The following is a 17293-nucleotide window of genomic DNA, read 5'->3' on the forward strand; positions in this document are numbered from 1 at the left end:
GCTGAGGTGCCGTCAGCTCCGGCGCAGCGCCGCCAGCTGCTGCTCGAACGGGACGACCTGCTCGACCACCTTGGCGGCGGCCGGGCGTCCGGCCAGCAGTTCGGCCAACTCCCCGGCGGCGCGGGCGATCCGGCCGGCCAGCGAGCCGTCGGCGCCGGTCGCGCCCCAGTCCTCGGAGGCGGCGAAGACGGCGGTGGGGGCCACGACGGCGCGCAGGTAGGCGAAGAGCGGGCGCATCGCGTGCTCCAGGGCGAGGCTGTGCCGGGCGGTGCCGCCGGTGGCGGCGATCAACACCGGCTTGCCGGTCAGGGCGTCCCGGTCGAGCACGTCGACGAAGGACTTGAACAGGCCGCTGTAGGAGGCGGAGAAGATCGGCGTGACGGCGATCAGGGCGTCCGCCTCCTCGACCGCCCGGACGGCCTCGCGCAGCGCGGGCGGCGGGAAGCCGGTGACCAGGTTGTCGGCGATCTCCCGGGCCAGCTCGCGCAGTTCGACCACGGTGACCTCCACCTGCCGCCCGGCGTCCCGCAGGTCGCGGGCGGTCGCCTCGGCGAGCCGGTCGGCCAGCAGCCGGGTGGAGGACGGCACGCTCAGGCCCGCCGCCACCACCGCCAGCTTCAGGGTGCTCACTTGGCGACCTCCTCGGTCTTCTCGGCCTGCTGCGCGGCGACCCGGGCGGCGTGGGTGGGCCCGTCCGGGACCTCGGCCGGGCGGCCCTTGGCGAACTCCTTGCGGAGCACCGGGACGACCTCCTCGCCGAGCAGGTCGAGCTGCTCCAGCACGGTCTTCAGCGGCAGTCCGGCGTGGTCCATCAGGAACAGTTGGCGCTGGTAGTCGCCGAAGGTCTCGCGGAAGGCCAGGGTCTTCTCGATGACCTCCTGCGGGCTGCCGACGGTCAGCGGGGTCTGCTCGGTGAACTCCTCCAGCGAGGGGCCGTGGCCGTACACCGGGGCGTTGTCGAAGTACGGGCGGAACTCGCGGACCGCGTCCTGCGAGTTCTTCCGCATGAAGACCTGCCCGCCGAGGCCTACGACCGCCTGCTCGGGGGTGCCGTGCCCGTAGTGGGCGAAGCGCTCGCGGTAGAGGTCGATCAGCTTCTGGAAGTGCTCCTTGGGCCAGAAGATGTTGTTCGCGAAGAAGCCGTCGCCGTAGTACGCGGCCTGCTCGGCGATCTCCGGGCTGCGGATCGAGCCGTGCCAGACGAACGGCGGGGTGTCGTCGAGCGGGCGCGGGGTCGAGGTGAAGGACTGCAGCGGGGTGCGGAAGCGGCCCTGCCAGTCGACGTTCTCCTCGCGCCACAGCTGGTGCAGCAGCGCGTAGTTCTCGATCGCCAGCGGGATGCCCTGGCGGATGTCCTGGCCGAACCACGGGTAGACCGGCCCGGTGTTGCCGCGGCCCATCATGACGTCCACCCGGCCCTCGGCCAGGTGCTGGAGCATCGCGAAGTCCTCGGCGATCTTCACCGGGTCGTTGGTGGTGATCAGCGTGGTGGACGTGGAGAGGATCAGACGCTCGGTGCGGGCCGCGATGTAGCCGAGCATGGTGGTCGGCGAGGACGGCACGAACGGCGGGTTGTGGTGCTCGCCGGTGGCGAAGACGTCGAGTCCGACCTCCTCCGCCTTGAGCGCGATCGCCACCATGGCCTGGATCCGCTCGTGCTCGGTGGGCGTGCGCCCCGTGGTCGGGTCGGTGGTCACGTCGCCGACGCTGAAGATGCCGAACTGCACCGCTCTCAACTCCTTCGGTTATTCAACATTCAACCACTTGCCCGAACGGCACGGCAACCGGGGGTATTCCCCGAGGTCGCAGCGGTCAGCTGCGGGCCTGTTCGAGCGCCTCGTCCAGCCAGGCCAGCCAGAACGACTCCAGCTGGATGCCCGCCTGCAGGACCAGGTGCTGCAGCCGGTTCTCCTCCGCCGCCCGCTCGGGCGGGAAGTCCCGGCGCTCGATCTCCAGGTACTGCGCCAGCTGCTCCCGGTGCAGCTCCCGGTGCCGGGCCAGCTCCTCCCCCAACCCGTCCAGGCCCAGCACCGCCGCCGCGCGCAGCCGCAGCAGCAGCGGGTCGCGGATCGGCTTCGGGTCCTGCTCCTCCCGCGCCCACTCGACCAGCTCGGTCCGGCCGGCGGGCAGCACCTCGTACTCCTTGCGCTGCCCCCGCCCCGCGCCCGGCGCGGAGGAGCGCACCAGCCCGTCACGCTCCAGCCGCCCCAGCTCCCGGTAGATCTGCTGGTGGGTCGCCTGCCAGAAGAACCCGATCGACCGGTCGAAGCGCCGCGTCAGCTCCAGCCCCGACGACGGCTTCTCCAGCAGGGCGGTCAGGATGGCGTGCGGCAGCGACATGCGGTGATCGTACGGGCCCGGGCCGCTCGGGCCGCAGCCGCCCGGAAGTGCGACGCGGAGGCTTGTGCCGGTCCGTCAGCTGACGGACACTCACAGACAGCGCTTGTCAGGATCAGATCAGGAGCCGGGCCGGGGGGCGGCCCCGGTCGCCTCCTGCCCGCGCCTCACGGCCCATCACCCCATGGGTTCCCCACTCCGAGGAGGAGAACTGTGAGGACCACGCGTACCACCCCCACCGTCGGACGTCGCGGCCGTACCCGGCTGCTCGCCGTCGCCGCCGTCCTCGCGGCCGCCACCGCCGCCGCCGTACCGACCGCCTCCGCCGCCCCGACGCCCGACGCCGCCGCGCTGGCCCGGGCCGGCGACGCCGTGGACCGCGCCGGCGTGGGCGGCATCGCCTGGCACACCGACCGGAGCACCGGACGCGTCGTCGTGCTCGCCGACAGCACCGTCACCCCCACCGCCATCGCGAGGATCGCCAAGGAGGCCGGCCAGGACGCCGCCTCGCTGAAGATCGAGCGCACCCCCGGCGTCCTCAAGCCGCTGGTCTCGGCCGGCGCCGCCATCTACGGCGGCCAGTACCGCTGCTCGCTCGGCTTCAACGTGGTCAAGGGCGGCGTCTACTACTTCCTCACCGCCGGCCACTGCGGCAAGGTGGCCAACACCTGGTACACCAACTCCGGCCACACCACCCTGATCGGCGCCACGGTCGGCGCGACCTTCCCCGGCTCCGACTACGCGCTGGTCCGCTACGACAACACCTCGCTCAGCCACCCGGGCGGCTACACCGCGGCCAACGCGTACGTCGGCGAGTCGGTCAAGCGCACCGGCTCCACCTCCGGCACCCACGGCGGAACGGTCACCGCGCTGAACGCCACGGTCCACTACTCCGACGGCAGCACCGTCCGCGGGCTGATCCAGACCAACGTCTGCGCGGAGTCCGGCGACTCCGGCGGCCCGATGTACGACGGCAGCAAGGCGCTGGGCCTCACCTCCGGCGGCAGCGGCGACTGCACGAGCGGCGGCACCACCTTCTTCCAGCCCGTCCCGGCCGCGGCCGCGGCGTACGGGGTGTCGCTCTACTAGCGGTCGGCACTGCGGACCACCTCGGCCGGCCAGGCTCCCCCGGGCGCCTGGCCGGCCGTCCGACCGCACTCCGCGCGAACTACACGTGCCAGGGGTCGCCGTCGCGCAGGCAGCCGAAGGCCAGGATCCGCGAGTCGACGTCCTTCAGCCCGGCGACGCCCGTGGCGTACTCCTCCCACCCCTGGGCCTCCTTCTCCTTGGCCAGCTCCGGAGCGATGGACGGGTGGGGCTTGAGGTCGGAGACGCTCAGGACGCTGTCCAGGCCGTTGGCGAGGTGCTGCAAGGCGGTCGTCCAGGCGGCCTGGGTCTCCGGGTCGGGTAGGGGCCTGTACTGCCGGGCCGCGTAGATGTCCTTGGACACCTGGCTCAGGTCGATCACCCCGCTGCCTCCGGCATGCTGCGCCTCGACCCGCGCGGCGGAATTGATCACGGCTCCGAGCTTGGCGATCCCTCCGGTTCCGCACCAGAGGACGACCTGGGTGTCGATCGGTGTGGGCTGGGCGGACGACGGCGCGGTGACGGGTGACGCGGCGGCGCTCGACGCGGCATCAGTCGGCCGGGGACTCCCGCTCGCGGTGGCGCCACCGGTCGACGGGGTGCCGGTGCTGGAACAGGCGGCGAGCAGCAGAGCGGTGACGACGGTCGCCACCGGCGTCAGAACACGGACACGAGTACGAGCACGCATGGGACCCCCCTGACCGGCAGCCACACGGTGCTGCCACTGACGGGTGATCAGACTATCCATCCCCTCCGACACCCGGGCGCGCCCACGATCCACGGCATCGCGAGGCCCGCCCGCCGGGGCCAGGGGGTTCCCTGACTCCGGCGGGTGCGGGTGTGACGGTGGGTCAGAGGGCGGCCGCGAGGCGGGTGCCCTGGTCGATGGCCCGCTTGGCGTCGAGCTCGGCGGCCACGTCGGCGCCGCCGATCAGGTGGGGTTCGATGCCGAGGGCACGGAGGGCGTCGACCAGGTCGCGGCGGGGCTCCTGGCCGGCGCACAGCACCACGGTGTCGACCGGGAGGACCTGCTGCTCGCCGCCGACGGTCAGGTGCAGGCCGTCGTCGTCGATCCGGTGGTACTCGACGCCGGGGACCATCACCACGCCGCGGTGGCGCAGTTCGGTGCGGTGGATCCAGCCGGTGGTCTTGCCGAGGCCGGCGCCGACCTTGCCGGTCTTGCGCTGCAGCAGGTGGACGCTGCGGGTGGCGGCGGGGCGGGCCGGGTCGGCGAGGCCGCCGGGGGTGGAGTGGGTGGCGTCGACGCCCCACTGGGCGAGGAACGCGGCGCGGTCGCCGTCGGTGCCGGGGTCGGTGAGGTACTCGGCGACGTCGAAGCCGATGCCGCCGGCGCCGATCACCGCGACCCGCTCGCCGACCGGGGCGGCGTCGCGCAGCACGTCGAGGTAGCCGAGCACCTTCGGGTGGTCGATGCCGGGCAGCTCGGGGACGCGCGGGGTGACGCCGGTGGCGAGCACCACCTCGTCGTAGCCGGTGAGCCGGTCGGCCTCGGCGAGGGTGTTCAGCCGCACCTCGACGCCGTGCCGCTCCAGCTGGTGACGGTAGTAGCGCAGGGTCTCGTCGAACTCCTGCTTGCCGGGGACCTTGCGGGCCACGTTCAGCTGCCCGCCGATCTCGCTGCCGGCGTCGAACAGGGTGACCTGGTGGCCGCGCTCGGCCGCCGAGACGGAGAACGCCAGGCCGGCCGGGCCGGCGCCGACCACGGCGATCCGCTTGCGCAGCCGGGTGGGGGTGAGGACCAGGTCGGTCTCGTGGCAGGCCCGCGGGTTGACCAGGCAGGAGGTGATCTTGGCGCTGAAGGTGTGGTCCAGGCAGGCCTGGTTGCAGCCGATGCAGGTGTTGATCGCCTCGGGGGTGCCGGCGGCGGCCTTGGCGACGAACGCCGGGTCGGCGAGCATCGGGCGGGCCAGCGAGACCAGGTCGGCGTGGCCGGAGGCGAGCAGCTCCTCGGCGAGCTCGGGGGTGTTGATCCGGTTGGAGGTGACCAGCGGGACGGAGACCTGGCCCATCAGCTTCTTGGTGACCCAGGTGAAGGCGCCGCGCGGCACGGAGGTGGCGATGGTCGGGATGCGCGCCTCGTGCCAGCCGATGCCGGTGTTGATGATGGTGGCGCCGGCGGCCTCGATCTCCTTGGCCAGCTGCACCACCTCGGCGAAGGTCGAGCCGCCGGGCACCAGGTCGAGCATGGAGAGCCGGTAGATCAGGATGAAGTCCGCGCCGACCCGCTCGCGCACCCGGCGGACGATCTCCAGCGGGAAGCGCATCCGGTTCTCGTAGGAGCCGCCCCAGCCGTCGGTGCGGTGGTTGGTCTGCCGGGCGATGAACTCGTTGATCAGGTAGCCCTCGGAGCCCATGATCTCGACGCCGTCGTAGCCGGCCGAGCGGGCCAGCTCGGCGCACCGGGCGAAGTCCTCGACGGTCTGCTCGATCTGCTCCTCCGTCAGCTCGTTCGGGACGAACGGGCTGATCGGGGCCTGCAGGGCGGACGGGGCGACCAGGTCGGGGTGGTAGGCGTAGCGGCCGAAGTGCAGGATCTGCAGGGCGATCCGGCCGCCCGCGGCGTGCACCGCCTCGGTGACCACCCGGTGCTCGGCGGCCTCCTCCTCGGTGGTCAGCTTGGCGCCGCCGGACCACGGGCGGCCGGCCTCGTTGGGCGCGATGCCGCCGGTGACGATCAGGCCGACGCCGCCGCGGGCGCGCTCCGCGTAGAACGCCGCCATCCGCTCGAAGCCGTGCTCGGCCTCCTCCAGCCCGACGTGCATCGAGCCCATCACCACCCGGTTCGGCAGGGTGGTGAACCCGAGGTCCAGCGGGCTCAGCAGGTGGGGGTACGCAGCAGTCATCGACGCCTCCGGTCAGGATTTGTTACCCAACGGTAGGGTGCGGTGGAGCCACTGTGCAACTAGTTGCACAAAGAGGCTGCGAGACGGCCGGATAGAGTCGTGGCATGGGTACGGAGGAAGCCACCGCACGGATCGACGCCTGGATCTGGGCGGTGCGGCTGATCAAGACCCGGTCGGCGGCCGGCGCGGCCTGCCGGGCCGGGCACGTGAAGCTCAACGGGGCGAGCGCCAAGCCCGCGCAGCACGTCAAGCCGGGCGACGACGTGCGGGTGCGGGTGGAGGGGCGGGAGCGGGTCGTCCAGGTGGTGCGGGTGATCGCCAAGCGGGTCGGCGCGCCGGTCGCCGAGACCTGCTACGTCGACCACAGCCCCCCGCCGCCGCCCCGCGAGGAGCGGATCGGGATCGTCGTCCGCGACCGCGGCGCCGGACGCCCGACCAAGCGGGACCGGCGGGAGACGGACCGGCTGTTCGGGCGCGGCGCGGGCCGACCCGGGTCCGCCTGACGGGCAGTCAGGACCCCGCCTTCTCCTTGGCCTCACGGACCTCCTCGGCGAAGTCCTCCGCGGAGATCCGCTCCACCACGGCGCCGTACTTGGCCGCCAGGTCGTGGGCCGGCTCGGGGGCGCGCTCCACCAGGTCGAGCACCAGCAGCGCCGCACCGTTCTCCACCCGGGAGGAGAGCACGATCAGGCCGGCGCCGCCGTCGGTCATCTCGGTCTGCTCGGCCGCGCTGCCGATCGCCGCGCCGGCCGCGAAGCCGAGCAGCACGCCGATCGGGCCGCCGAGCAGCCCGACCAGCCCGCCGACCAGGCCGGAGCCGACGGTCGGGACGCCGGCGCCGCGGACGTGGCTCTCCGGGATGTCGACGATGCCGTCGCCGTCGCGCTCCAGCACCGCGACCTGGCGCAGGCCGGGCAGGTGCATGGCGTCCTCGTACGCCTCGCGGCAGGCCGCCTGGTCGGTGAACCCGAGCAGCAGCACGTTGTGGTGGTGGTCGCTCATCGCGGTCCCTTCGTCGCCGACCGGCCGTCACGTCCCGTGCCCGCGCGGTGGTCACCTCCCGTGGCCCGCGGCGTGGCACCCGCCCATCGTGCCCCGAGCCCCGGTGCCCGTCGCCCGCGCCGCGCCGGAGGGGGCGCGCGAGCGGCGATAATGGGTGCCATGGCACGCCGTCGCACCCCCCGCCCCGCCGCCGTCCCGCCGCCCGTCGACTGCCCGTGCGGCAGCGGCGCCCCGTACCGGGAGTGCTGCGGGCGGCTGCACCGCGGCGAGGCCGCCGCGGGCAGCGCCGAGCAGTTGATGCGCTCGCGGTTCAGCGCCTTCGCCGTGCACGACGAGCCGTACCTGCTGCGCAGCTGGCACCCGGACACCCGGCCGGCCTCCGTCGACTTCGACCCGGCGCTGCGCTGGGAGCGGCTGGAGATCCTCGGCGCCTCCGAGGGCGGGCCGTTCCACCAGGAGGGGACGGTGGAGTTCCGGGCGCACTACCGCGAGGGCCACCACGCCGGGGAGCTGCACGAGAACAGCCGCTTCGTGCGGCACCAGGGCGAGTGGGTGTACCTGGACGGGGCCGTGCGGGCCTGAGCCGACGCGGCGTCACCCGCCCCTGGGCAGGCGGTGCTTGAGGCCGAGCAGCGCGCCGGTCGCGCCGTGCGGCAGCAGCCAGCCGGTGTCGGTGCGGTCGGCGGCGCCGAAGCGGTACTTGTACTCCTCGTCGCCGCGCAGGAAGTCGAAGGTGTGCAGCCCCTGGGCGGCGCAGCTGCGCAGGGCGGCGTCGATCAGCGCGGTGCCGAGCGAGTGCGCGGCCCACTGCGGGTCCCAGCCGATCTGGTAGTACGCGAAGCCGTCCTGCCAGCGGAAGCCGTACAGGACGCCGATCAGTTCGTCCCGGTGGTAGGCGAGTTGGAAGGCCGGGCCGCGGTCGGGGGTGGCGCTCCCGGCCAGGGCGCGGTGCAGGGCGAGGCGGCCGGCGTCGAAGCTGCTGGCGCCGCCCGCGACGGCCTGACGGCGCAGCCGGTGCAGGCGCAGCAGCTCGTCGAGCAGGGCGGGTTCGGCGGTGCCGGGTGCGCGCCAGTGGAAGGTGACCCCGGCGGCGGCGAGGCGGCGGTGGGCGCGGCGGTTGGCGGCGCGGAAGTCGCGGGAGCCGAGCGCGTCGGGCCCGGCGGTGAGGTCGGCGCGCGGGCAGGCGCTGCGGGTGACCGGGCGGGCGCCGGGCGGCAGCAGGTCGGTGTGGGCGGGGTCGAGGTTCGGCAGCCAGATTGTGGCGGTGCGGGCGCGGCGGGCCAGCCAGTCGCGGACCTCGGCGCGCCGTTCGGGGCGGACGGCGGGCCCGCAGTGGTCGGCGGCGCCCGGGCCGGTGCCGAGCAGGGTGAGCACCGGGAGGGCCACCGGCAGCCGGTGGTGCAGGCGTTGGCGGACGGTCAGCAGCGGCAGCACCGCCTCGACGCGGCCGTCGGCGCCGCGCCACACGGCCAGTTCGCCGGGGCGGGAGGCACCCAGGGTGCGCCACCAGGCGAGCTGCCAGTCGGGCGTGACGAAGTACGACCCGGCCGGGTCGGCGGCGGCCAGCTCCCGCCAGTCGTCGACCAGGCGGGCGTCGAGCTCGGGCGTGCGGTGGATCTCTGGGTTCACGGCTCTCCCCCGGGACGGGTACGGCTGGTGCTCAGCGCCCGCCGCGCAGCCGGTGCACGGCCGGGTGCAGACCGGACAGGATGGTGTCGAAGCGGTCGCGGCCGGTGTGCGAGTTGACCCGGAGCCGGCTGATCCGCAGGCGGTCGGCGGGGGCCAGGTCGTCGTGCCGGTGGTCGAACAGGAAGCCGGTGCGGTAGCCGAGTTCGCGCAGCAGCCGTTCGGCCCGCGGGTCGAGGTTGCCGTTGGGGTAGGCGAAGGAGGTCGGGGCCCGGCCCATCCACCGGGTCAACGTATCGTGCGCGCAGGTGAGTTGGCGGGCGGTCTCGGCATCGGCGCAGCGGTCCAGGCAGGGGTGCCCGGCGGTGTGGTTGCCGATCGCCACGCCGCCGTCGGCCAGCCGGTGCAGGTCCTCCCGGCTCAACTGCCGCTGCCGGGGCGCCGGTCGGCGCGCGGTCGCGCGCAACTCGGCCAGCGCGTCGAGCCGTTCGGCGTCGGGCAGGGTCTTTAGCCGGCGCACCGCGGCGCCCGGGCCGAGCCCGTGCAGGGGTGCGGTGCGACCGCCGTGGGCGACCAGGTGGGCGGCCTCGGTCCACCAGTACGGCTGGTCGCCGCCGACCAGGTCGGTGATCACGTACGCGGCGGCGGGGATGCCGAGCCGGGCCAGCACCGGCAGGCCGCGGGTGAGGACGGTGCGGTCGCCGTCGTCGAAGGTGACCAGCACGCTGCGGGCGGGCAGCGGGCGGCGGTGCTCGGCGGCCCGGGCGACCTCGTCCAGGCCGACCGGGTGGGCGGTGCGGGCCAGCCGCTCCATCTGGGCGGCGAACGCGGCCTCGTCCTCGATGCCGTGGTACGCGAGCACCGCCAGCCGGCGGGCCGCCCGGGCCCGGAAGACCGGCTGGAGGGGGGATCGCCGCAGCAGTGCGTCGATCCCGCGCCGCCGCGCGGCCGGGTCGGTGGTCGGCATGGCTCCCCCTCGGACGGCGCGCACGGGCACCCCGGACCGCGCCGGCCCGGGGTGCCCGTGGAAGTTCCGCCATCACATTCCCATGCGGAGGTAATGCCTGTCCCAAGTTCCTGAAAGGTAGCTGGGAACGCGGGGGCGGATCCGTCGGCCTGACGCCTCGACACCTGTCCGGATCGTCAGCTTTTGCGGTGGATATGACGGATTGACATAGTTCAAGGGACCGCCGCCCGTCCCCCGTGGGAGTGCCCCCAGATGACCATGCCCGGCTTCGGCTCACTCGGCTCCGACGACGCCTTCTCCGAACTGCTCAACCGCTTCTTCGGTCTCAACGCCGCAGCCTCGCCGCCCGCCGTGCAGCGCGTCCCGATCGGCCGGCTGCTCACCGAGTCGGCCCGCGACCTGATCGGCCGCGCCGAGCTGCGCGCCCAGGAGGACGGCAGCACCGACCTGGACACCCCGCACCTGCTGTGGGCCGCCACCCGGACCGACCCCGCCCGCACCCTGCTCGCCCAGGCCGGCGTCGATCCCGACAAGCTGGCCGCCGCACTCGAGCGCTCGCTGCCGGCCGGCGGCGCCGACCCGTCCGTCGCGCCCGGCCTCACCCCCGCCGCCAAACGCGTCCTGATCGGCGCGCACGCCCGCTCCCAGGCCGCCGGGGTCTCCTACATCGGGCCCGAGCACATCCTCGCCGCGCTGCTCGACGACTCCGACTCGGCCGCCGGCCGCGCCCTCGCCGCCCAGGGCGGCGACCCGTCCCGGCTGCAGCGCGGCGTGGAGGCCGCCGCCCGCGGCGACCGCACCCCCGTCAAGGAGGAGAGCCGGACGCCCACCCTCGACGAGTACGGCCGCGACCTCACCGAGGACGCCAAGCTCGGCCGGCTCGACCCGGTGGTCGGCCGGGCCGAGGAGATCGAGCAGACCGTGGAGATCCTCTCCCGCCGCTCCAAGAACAACCCGGTGCTGATCGGCGAGCCCGGCGTCGGCAAGACCGCCATCGTCGAGGGCCTGGCCCAGCGGATCGTCTCCGGCGACGTCCCCGGCACCCTCAAGGACCGCCGGGTGGTCTCGCTCGACCTGGCCGGCCTGGTGGCCGGCTCCAAGTACCGCGGCGAGTTCGAGGAGCGGCTGAAGAAGGTCATCGACGAGGTCCGCGAGGCCGCCGACTCGACCGTCCTGTTCATCGACGAGCTGCACACCGTGGTCGGCGCGGGCGCCGGCGGCGAGGGTGCGATGGACGCCGGCAACATGCTCAAGCCCGCCCTCGCCCGCGGCGAGCTGCACGTCATCGGCGCCACCACCATCGACGAGTACCGCAAGCACATCGAGAAGGACCCCGCCCTGGAGCGCCGCTTCCAGCCCGTGCTGATCCCCGAGCCCTCGGTCGAGGAGACCGTGCAGATCCTGGAGGGCCTGCGCGACTCCTACGAGGCCCACCACCAGGTCCGCTTCACCGACGAGGCGCTGCGCGCCGCCGCCGATCTGTCCGACCGGTACGTCAGCGACCGCTTCCTGCCCGACAAGGCGATCGACCTGATCGACCAGGCCGGCGCCCGGGTCCGGCTGCGCGGCGTCGGCCGCTCCACCGAGGCGGTCTCCCGCGAGGACGAGCTCGCCAAGCTGCGCCGCGAGAAGGACGAGGCCGTGGCCGCCGAGGACTTCGCCCGCGCCTCCGAGCTGAAGGCCCGGATCGCCGACCTGGAGGCCCAGGTCGCCGAGGTCGAGGAGCGCCGCGAAGGCGTGGTCGAGGTGACCGTGGACGACGTCGCCGACGTGCTGTCCCGGCGGACCGGCATCCCGGTGTCCCAGCTGACCGAGGACGAGAAAGCCCGGCTGCTCAAGCTGGAGGACGAGCTGCACGCCCGGGTGATCGGCCAGGACCGGGCGGTCGTCGCGGTCTCCGAGGCCGTCCGCCGCAGCCGGGCCGGGATGGCCGACCCGAACCGCCCGGTCGGCTCCTTCCTCTTCCTCGGCCCCACCGGCGTCGGCAAGACCGAACTGGCCAAGGCGCTCGCCGAGCTGATCTTCGGCGACGAGGACCGGCTGGTGCGCTTCGACATGAGCGAGTTCCAGGAGAAGCACACCGTCTCCCGCCTGGTCGGCGCGCCGCCCGGGTACGTCGGCTACGAGGAGGCCGGCCAGCTCACCGAGGCGGTCCGGCGCCGCCCGTACAGCGTGCTGCTCTTCGACGAGGTGGAGAAGGCACACCCCGACGTCTTCAACGCGCTGCTGCAGGTGCTGGACGACGGGCGGCTGACGGACGCTCAGGGGCGGACGGTGGACTTCCGCAACACCGTGGTCATCATGACCTCCAACATCGGCTCGCAGCTGATCCTCTCGCACCGGGGCGAGACCGAGGAGATCCGCGACCGGCTGATGGAGGAGCTGCGCGGGCGGTTCCTGCCCGAGTTCCTCAACCGGATCGACGACATCATCGTCTTCGACGCGCTCGCCGAGGACGACCTGCTGCGGATCGTCGACCTGATGCTCGCCAACTCCGAGCGCCGGGTGAAGGCCCAGGGCATGGAGCTGGAGGTCACCGACGCGGCCCGCAGCTGGCTGGTGGACCGCGGCTACCAGCCCGAGTTCGGCGCCCGCCCGCTGCGCCGCACCATCCAGACCCAGCTCGACAACCGCCTCGCCTCGATGCTGCTCTCCGGCGACCTCCGGCCGGGCGACACGATCGTCGCCGACGCCGAGAACGGCGACCTGGTCTGCTCGATCGGCCGCCCTCCCGCCTCCTGACCCCCCGCCTCGACGACGCTACGGCGGCCGGCTCCTCGAGTACCCGGAGTCCGGCCGCCGGGTGTTGCGCTAGACGTTCTCCGCCTGCACCTCGCCGGTGGCGATGGCCTGGGTCAGGCGCTCGTGGTCCTTGGTGTTGAGCTTGGCGTAGTGGTGGGCGAAGGCGGCGACGGAGCGGTCGAAGGTGTCGCCGCGGCCGAGGTAGGAGGCGATCGCGATGCGGTCGCCGGAGCGGGCGTGGGCGCGGGCGAGGGCGGTGCCGCAGAGCCGGGCGTAGGCGCGCAGGCCGCCGGAGGTCATCGCGCCGACCTCCGCGGAGCCCTTCATGTCGCGCAGCTGGCGCCAGTAGAAGTGGCGTCCGCCGGGGCCGGTCATCCAGCCGAGGAAGATGTCCCCGGCGGCCTGCGTGAGGCGCTGGCCGGCGACCACCCGCTGCCCGGCGTGCGGGTACTGGCTGGCCGTCAGGTAGGGCTCCAGGACGGACTGCTGGGCCTCCTTGACCTGGAGCATCAGCGGGTCGTGGTGGTCGCGGCCCTGGAGCAGCACGATGAAGCACCGGGTGCCGACGCTGCCGACGCCGACCACCTTCATCGCGGCGTCGCGGTACTCGTACCGGTCGAGCAGGTTGCCGCGCTCCTCGGGCAGGGTGGCGCGGTAGTCGCGCAGCATGCCGATGACCTCGTCGTCGTCGACGCCGAAGTGCTGGATCAGCGGGGGCTGCTCGATGATCCGGCGGCGGCCGGCCACCACCTCGGTGAGCTTTCCGGCGGCCTGCAGGCTGTCGCGGCGGCGGGCGGCGGCCAGGCCGCTCTCGACCCGGCGGCGGCGCTTGCCCTTGAGCTGGCCGAGCAGGTCCGTGGCGTCGATCCGCTGGTACCAGACGGCGAGTTCGCCGAGTCCGGCGAGTTCGCGGATGTGCTCGCGGTAGGCGCGGACGGCGGCCAGCACGACCTGGTGCCCGGCCTCCGGGGTCTCGCCGTTCTCCTGGGCCGCGACGGCGAGGCTGGCGGCGAGGCGCTGGACGTCCCACTCGAACGGGCCCGGCAGCGTCTCGTCGAAGTCGTTCAGGTCGAACAGCTGGATGCGTTCCGGGGAGCCGAAGACGCCGAAGTTGACCAGGTGGGCGTCGCCGCAGAGCTGGACGGTGAGTCCGGTGTCCGAGCCGGTGGCCAGGTCGGCGGCCATCACGGCGGCGGCGCCGCGCAGGAAGGCGAAGGCGGAGGCCGCCATCCGGCCGTAGCGGATCGGCACCAGCTCGGGGACCCGGTCGACGGCCTGCTCCTGGAGGATCGCCACCGGGTCGGCGCGGTCCGCGGCGGGACGCCAGTGTCCGATGGTGGAGCGGGGCGCCCGGCGGCGCGCCTCGCGGCCGATCTCGGTCCGTTCGGCGACCGTCAGGTAGGGGGTGTCCATCGGGCGAAGCTCCTCGCGTCCACGTGGTCGGGACGGAAGTGGTACCGCCCCGGCGCCCTCCCGTACCGCGGGAGGGCGCCGGGGCGGCCCCGGCTCACCCGGACGGGGGCATCACATGTTGATCATGTGCCCGGCGAGGCCGTGGATCGCTTCCTTGACCGCCTCGCCCAGGGTCGGGTGGGCGTGCACGTTGCGGCCGACCTCGTGCACGGTGAGGTCCCATTGCTGAGCCAGCGTCAGCTCGGGCAGCAGCTCGGTCACCTCGGGGCCGATCAGGTGCGCGCCGAGCAACTCGCCGTGGGTCTCGTCGCAGATCACCTTGACGAAGCCGGCGGTGTGGCCGAGGCCGTGCGCCTTGCCGTTGGCGGTGAACGGGAACTTGGCGACCTTGACCGCGTACCCGAGGTCCCGGGCCTGCGCCTCGGTGTAGCCGAAGCTGGCGATCTGCGGCTGGCAGTAGGTGGCGCGCGGGACCATGACGAAGTCGATCTCCATGGTCTCGGCCTTGCCGATGGTCTCGGCGGCGATCACCGCCATCGCCTCGGCGGCGTGCGCCAGCATCAGCTTGGCGGTGACGTCGCCGATCGCGAAGATGTGCTCGACGTTGGTGCGGCCGCGGCCGTCGACCGCGATGGCACCGCGCTCGGTGAGCTTCACACCGGTGGTCTCCAGGCCGTAGCCGTGGACCCGGGGGACGAAGCCGATCGCCTGGAGCACCTTGTCGGCCTCCAGCACCTCCTGCTTGCCGTCGCGGGTGACGGTGACCCGGACCGGCTTGTTCGGGTCGGAGTCGTCGATCGCGTCGACCCGGGTGGAGGTGAGCACCTGGATGCCCAGCTTCCGGTACTGCTTGGCGAGTTCGGCCGAGACCTCGGCGTCCTCCAGCGGCACCATCCGGTCCAGGAACTCGACGATGGTGACCTGCACGCCGTAGTTGTGCAGCACGTACGCGAACTCGACGCCGATCGCGCCGGCGCCCGCGATGATGATCGACCCGGGGAGCTGCTCGGTGAGGATCTGCTCCTCGTAGGTGACCACCCGGTCGCTGAGCCCGGTGCCGGGCAGCAGCCGGGTGGTGGCGCCGGCGGCGATGATGCAGTGGTCGAAGGTGACCATCTCGTAGCCGCCGGCGGTGAGCGCGACCTGCAGGGTGTGGTCGTCGACGAAGGTGCCCCGGCCGTCGTACTCGGTGATGCCGTTCTTCTTCATCAGGTAGTGCACGCCCTTGACCCGGCCGTCGGCGACGGTGCGGCTGCGGGAGAACGCCTTGCCGTAGTCGAAGCTGACGCTGCCGTCGACCTTCAGGCCGTAGACGTCGGCCTCCTTGAGGACGGTGTGGGCCAGCTCGGCGTTGCGCAGCAGCGCCTTCGAGGGGATGCAGCCGACGTTGAGGCAGACGCCGCCCCAGTACTTGGCCTCGATGACGGCGGTGCGCAGGCCGAGCTGGGCGGAGCGGACGGCGGCGGTGTAGCCGCCGGGGCCGGCGCCCAGGACGACCACGTCGTAGTGCGTGCTCATGTTCCCCGATCCTTCGGTGAGGGTGGACGGCGATGGCCTCGCGGCCATGGGGTCAGTACATCAGGTACCCGACCCGGTGACTCTCCCGGTCCACCTCCCCCGCCGCCTGGTCGCGCAGTTGCTCGGCGAGGGCGCCCAGCGCGCGGGCGGCGGCGAGCTCCTCGCCGATCCGCGACACCGGCCGGTCCTGGGTGCTGCGTTCGGCCTGCCCGTGTCCGGCGAGTCCCGGCGCGCCCTGGCCGATCAGGCTGGCCTGGCAGCTGGTGTGCGTGCCGTCCTCGTCGAAGCTGAGCCGGACGTCCCACTGCTTGTGCATGGTGCACCTCCCGGTGTGTGCGGCCCCCGTCCCAGCCTGGAGCGGCGGGGGCGGGGGCGGCAAACGGGAGCGGCGGGTCAGATGCCGGGCAGCGGCGGCAGCAGGCCGTGGTTCAGCCAGGCGTCGAAGAGCGGGCCGAGCGGGCGGTCGGTGTAGCGGGCCGCGTGCGCGGTGAAGTCGGCGGTGGTGACGGTGGCGTGGCGGTAGGCGGTGGCCCAGTCGCGCAGCAGCCGGAAGAACGCGGCCTCGCCGAGGGCGACCCGCAGCGCGTGCACCACCAGGCCGCCGCGCTCGTACACCCGGTCGTCGAACATGTGCCGCTTGCCGGGGTCGCCGATCCGCAGGTCCTGCGGCAGGTTGCGCAGTTGCAGGTGGGCGTCGGCGGCCTTGTGCTGCGCGGCGGGGCCGCCGGTGTGCTCGGACCACAGCCACTCCGCGTACTTGGCCAGGCCCTCGTTCAGCCAGATGTGCCGCCAGTCCGCGATGGTGACGCTGTTTCCGAACCACTGGTGGGCGAGTTCGTGGGCGACCAGCCGCTCCCAGCCGCGGCCGCCGTCGACGTGGTTGCGGCCGAAGGTGGCCATGCCCTGCGCCTCGACCGGGACGTCCAGCTCCTCGTCGACCACGGCCACCGTGTACTCGCCGAACGGGTACGGGCCGAACAGCTCCTCGAACAGCCGCATCATCTGCGGCTGCCGGGCGAAGTCGTGCTCGAAGTTCGCCACCAGCGGCTGCGGCACCCAGCCGGTCTGCGCCACCACGCCGGGCCCCGGCTCGGCGAGCCGGACCTCGCGCAGCTGGGCGACGGCCAGGCCGACCAGGTAGCTGGCGGTCGGCGCGGGCTGCTCGTACACCCAGGTGGTGGCGGAGGAGCGGGTGGTGCGGCTGAGCAGCCGCCCGCCGGTGATCACGCTGTACGGGGACGCGGTGGTGACGGTCAGCTGGTAGGCGGCCTTGTCGGCGGGGCGGTCGTTGCAGGGGAACCAGGACGGCGCGCCGGTCGGCTGGGAGGCGGCCAGCGCGCCGTCCTCCAGCTCCTCGAAGCCGATCCCGCCCCAGGGGCTGCGCACCGGCCGGGGGTTGCCGGACCAGTGCACCTCGCAGGTGAACAGCGCCCCGGCGGCGGGCGCCTTGGCGGGCTTGATCCGCAGCTTGCCGGCGCGGTGCGCGTAGTGGGCGGCGCGGCCGTCCACCAGCACCTTGCCGATCTTGAAGTCGGCGAGGTCGAGGGCGAACTCGCGCAGCGCGGCGCCGCCGGCTATCGCGTTGATCCGGGCGGCGCCGGCCAGCCGGTTCGGGCCGGGCCGGTAGTCCAGGGCGAGCTCGTAGCGGTGCGCGCGGTAGCGCGGGTCACCGCTGGCCGGGAAGTACGGGTCGGCGGCGGTGTCGTGCTTGGGGCTCACCGGTGGCATCTCTCCGGAC

General features: G+C 73.5%; 16 protein-coding genes. 4 read left to right on the forward strand and 12 right to left on the reverse strand.

Translation table 11 applies throughout. The features are described 5' to 3' along the window. Positions 1-12: 12 nt before the first annotated feature. From ACWD4U_RS05595 to ACWD4U_RS05605, 3 genes are all read right to left on the reverse strand, one after another. A complete protein-coding gene (locus ACWD4U_RS05595; protein ID WP_363451623.1) occupies positions 13-630 on the reverse strand; it encodes an FMN reductase in 618 nt (205 codons plus the stop codon). Further along, a complete protein-coding gene (locus ACWD4U_RS05600; RefSeq protein ID WP_363451621.1) occupies positions 627-1727 on the reverse strand; it encodes an LLM class flavin-dependent oxidoreductase in 1101 nt (366 codons plus the stop codon). The genes ACWD4U_RS05595 and ACWD4U_RS05600 overlap by 4 nt, the downstream gene beginning before the upstream one ends. Before the next feature lie 85 nt (positions 1728-1812). After that, complete coding sequence (locus ACWD4U_RS05605) at positions 1813-2340, reverse strand: PadR family transcriptional regulator (RefSeq protein WP_363451619.1); 528 nt, start codon at positions 2338-2340, stop codon at positions 1813-1815. Between the two features lie 210 nt (positions 2341-2550). Between ACWD4U_RS05605 and ACWD4U_RS05610 the strand changes: the two genes are divergently transcribed. Beyond that, entirely contained in the window at positions 2551-3426 is an 876-nt protein-coding gene (locus tag ACWD4U_RS05610; RefSeq protein ID WP_363451617.1) for a S1 family peptidase, read from the forward strand. A gap of 79 nt (positions 3427-3505) precedes the next feature. On the opposite strand, the gene ACWD4U_RS05615 is transcribed toward ACWD4U_RS05610, so the two are convergent. Then, entirely contained in the window at positions 3506-4075 is a 570-nt protein-coding gene (locus tag ACWD4U_RS05615; RefSeq protein ID WP_363451615.1) for a hypothetical protein, read from the reverse strand. A 199-nt stretch (positions 4076-4274) separates the two neighbouring features. Continuing rightward, entirely contained in the window at positions 4275-6287 is a 2013-nt protein-coding gene (locus ACWD4U_RS05620) for an NADPH-dependent 2,4-dienoyl-CoA reductase (protein WP_363451613.1), read from the reverse strand. A gap of 104 nt (positions 6288-6391) precedes the next feature. On the opposite strand from ACWD4U_RS05620, the gene ACWD4U_RS05625 reads away from it, so the two are divergent. Next, a complete protein-coding gene (locus tag ACWD4U_RS05625; RefSeq protein ID WP_363451611.1) occupies positions 6392-6790 on the forward strand; it encodes an RNA-binding S4 domain-containing protein in 399 nt (132 codons plus the stop codon). A 7-nt stretch (positions 6791-6797) separates the two neighbouring features. Here the strand turns inward: ACWD4U_RS05625 and ACWD4U_RS05630 are convergent, their stop codons facing one another. Beyond that, entirely contained in the window at positions 6798-7289 is a 492-nt protein-coding gene (locus ACWD4U_RS05630) for a hypothetical protein (protein ID WP_363451609.1), read from the reverse strand. Between the two features lie 159 nt (positions 7290-7448). On the opposite strand from ACWD4U_RS05630, the gene ACWD4U_RS05635 reads away from it, so the two are divergent. Beyond that, positions 7449-7871, forward strand: coding sequence for a YchJ family protein (locus ACWD4U_RS05635; protein ID WP_363451607.1), 423 nt, complete (start codon positions 7449-7451; stop codon positions 7869-7871). A gap of 12 nt (positions 7872-7883) precedes the next feature. On the opposite strand, the gene ACWD4U_RS05640 is transcribed toward ACWD4U_RS05635, so the two are convergent. Further along, complete coding sequence (locus ACWD4U_RS05640) at positions 7884-8918, reverse strand: GNAT family N-acetyltransferase (RefSeq protein WP_363451604.1); 1035 nt, start codon at positions 8916-8918, stop codon at positions 7884-7886. Positions 8919-8949: 31 nt separating this feature from the next. Further along, on the reverse strand, positions 8950-9882 hold the full coding sequence (locus ACWD4U_RS05645) for a polysaccharide deacetylase family protein (RefSeq protein ID WP_363451602.1): 933 nt from the start codon (positions 9880-9882) through the stop codon (positions 8950-8952). 252 nt (positions 9883-10134) lie between these two features. Here ACWD4U_RS05645 and ACWD4U_RS05650 point away from each other — a divergent pair, with 252 nt between their 5' ends. Then, positions 10135-12624: an ATP-dependent Clp protease ATP-binding subunit gene (locus ACWD4U_RS05650; RefSeq protein WP_363451600.1), complete on the forward strand. Its 2490-nt coding sequence runs from the start codon at positions 10135-10137 to the stop codon at positions 12622-12624. Positions 12625-12693: 69 nt separating this feature from the next. Here the strand turns inward: ACWD4U_RS05650 and ACWD4U_RS05655 are convergent, their stop codons facing one another. The 4 genes from ACWD4U_RS05655 to ACWD4U_RS05670 all read right to left on the reverse strand — a co-directional run bounded on the left by ACWD4U_RS05655 (position 12694) and on the right by ACWD4U_RS05670 (position 17283). Beyond that, a complete protein-coding gene (locus ACWD4U_RS05655; RefSeq protein ID WP_363451598.1) occupies positions 12694-14037 on the reverse strand; it encodes a DUF2252 domain-containing protein in 1344 nt (447 codons plus the stop codon). Positions 14038-14148: 111 nt separating this feature from the next. Next, positions 14149-15555 (reverse strand): dihydrolipoyl dehydrogenase, encoded by a 1407-nt coding sequence (lpdA, locus tag ACWD4U_RS05660; RefSeq protein WP_363451596.1) that lies wholly within the window; start codon positions 15553-15555, stop codon positions 14149-14151. A 52-nt stretch (positions 15556-15607) separates the two neighbouring features. Then, the gene (locus ACWD4U_RS05665; protein ID WP_363451594.1) at positions 15608-15871 is read right to left on the reverse strand and encodes a dsRBD fold-containing protein; all 264 of its coding nucleotides are present in this window, start codon (positions 15869-15871) and stop codon (positions 15608-15610) included. Positions 15872-15948: 77 nt separating this feature from the next. Beyond that, entirely contained in the window at positions 15949-17283 is a 1335-nt protein-coding gene (locus ACWD4U_RS05670) for a M1 family metallopeptidase (RefSeq protein ID WP_449787113.1), read from the reverse strand. Positions 17284-17293 lie beyond the last annotated feature (10 nt).

This window comes from Kitasatospora sp. NPDC002522 (genome assembly GCF_053595195.1).

Coding starts and splice junctions, on each gene's coding strand:
- ACWD4U_RS05605 (WP_363451619.1), bottom strand. CDS start 2,340: ATGTCGCTGCCGCACGCCATCCTGACCGCCCTGCTGGAGAAGCCGTCG.
- ACWD4U_RS05620 (WP_363451613.1), bottom strand. CDS start 6,287: ATGACTGCTGCGTACCCCCACCTGCTGAGCCCGCTGGACCTCGGGTTC.
- ACWD4U_RS05625 (WP_363451611.1), top strand. CDS start 6,392: ATGGGTACGGAGGAAGCCACCGCACGGATCGACGCCTGGATCTGGGCG.
- ACWD4U_RS05630 (WP_363451609.1), bottom strand. CDS start 7,289: ATGAGCGACCACCACCACAACGTGCTGCTGCTCGGGTTCACCGACCAG.
- ACWD4U_RS05635 (WP_363451607.1), top strand. CDS start 7,449: ATGGCACGCCGTCGCACCCCCCGCCCCGCCGCCGTCCCGCCGCCCGTC.
- ACWD4U_RS05645 (WP_363451602.1), bottom strand. CDS start 9,882: ATGCCGACCACCGACCCGGCCGCGCGGCGGCGCGGGATCGACGCACTG.
- ACWD4U_RS05650 (WP_363451600.1), top strand. CDS start 10,135: ATGACCATGCCCGGCTTCGGCTCACTCGGCTCCGACGACGCCTTCTCC.
- ACWD4U_RS05655 (WP_363451598.1), bottom strand. CDS start 14,037: ATGGACACCCCCTACCTGACGGTCGCCGAACGGACCGAGATCGGCCGC.
- lpdA (WP_363451596.1), bottom strand. CDS start 15,555: ATGAGCACGCACTACGACGTGGTCGTCCTGGGCGCCGGCCCCGGCGGC.
- ACWD4U_RS05665 (WP_363451594.1), bottom strand. CDS start 15,871: ATGCACAAGCAGTGGGACGTCCGGCTCAGCTTCGACGAGGACGGCACG.
- ACWD4U_RS05670 (WP_449787113.1), bottom strand. CDS start 17,283: ATGCCACCGGTGAGCCCCAAGCACGACACCGCCGCCGACCCGTACTTC.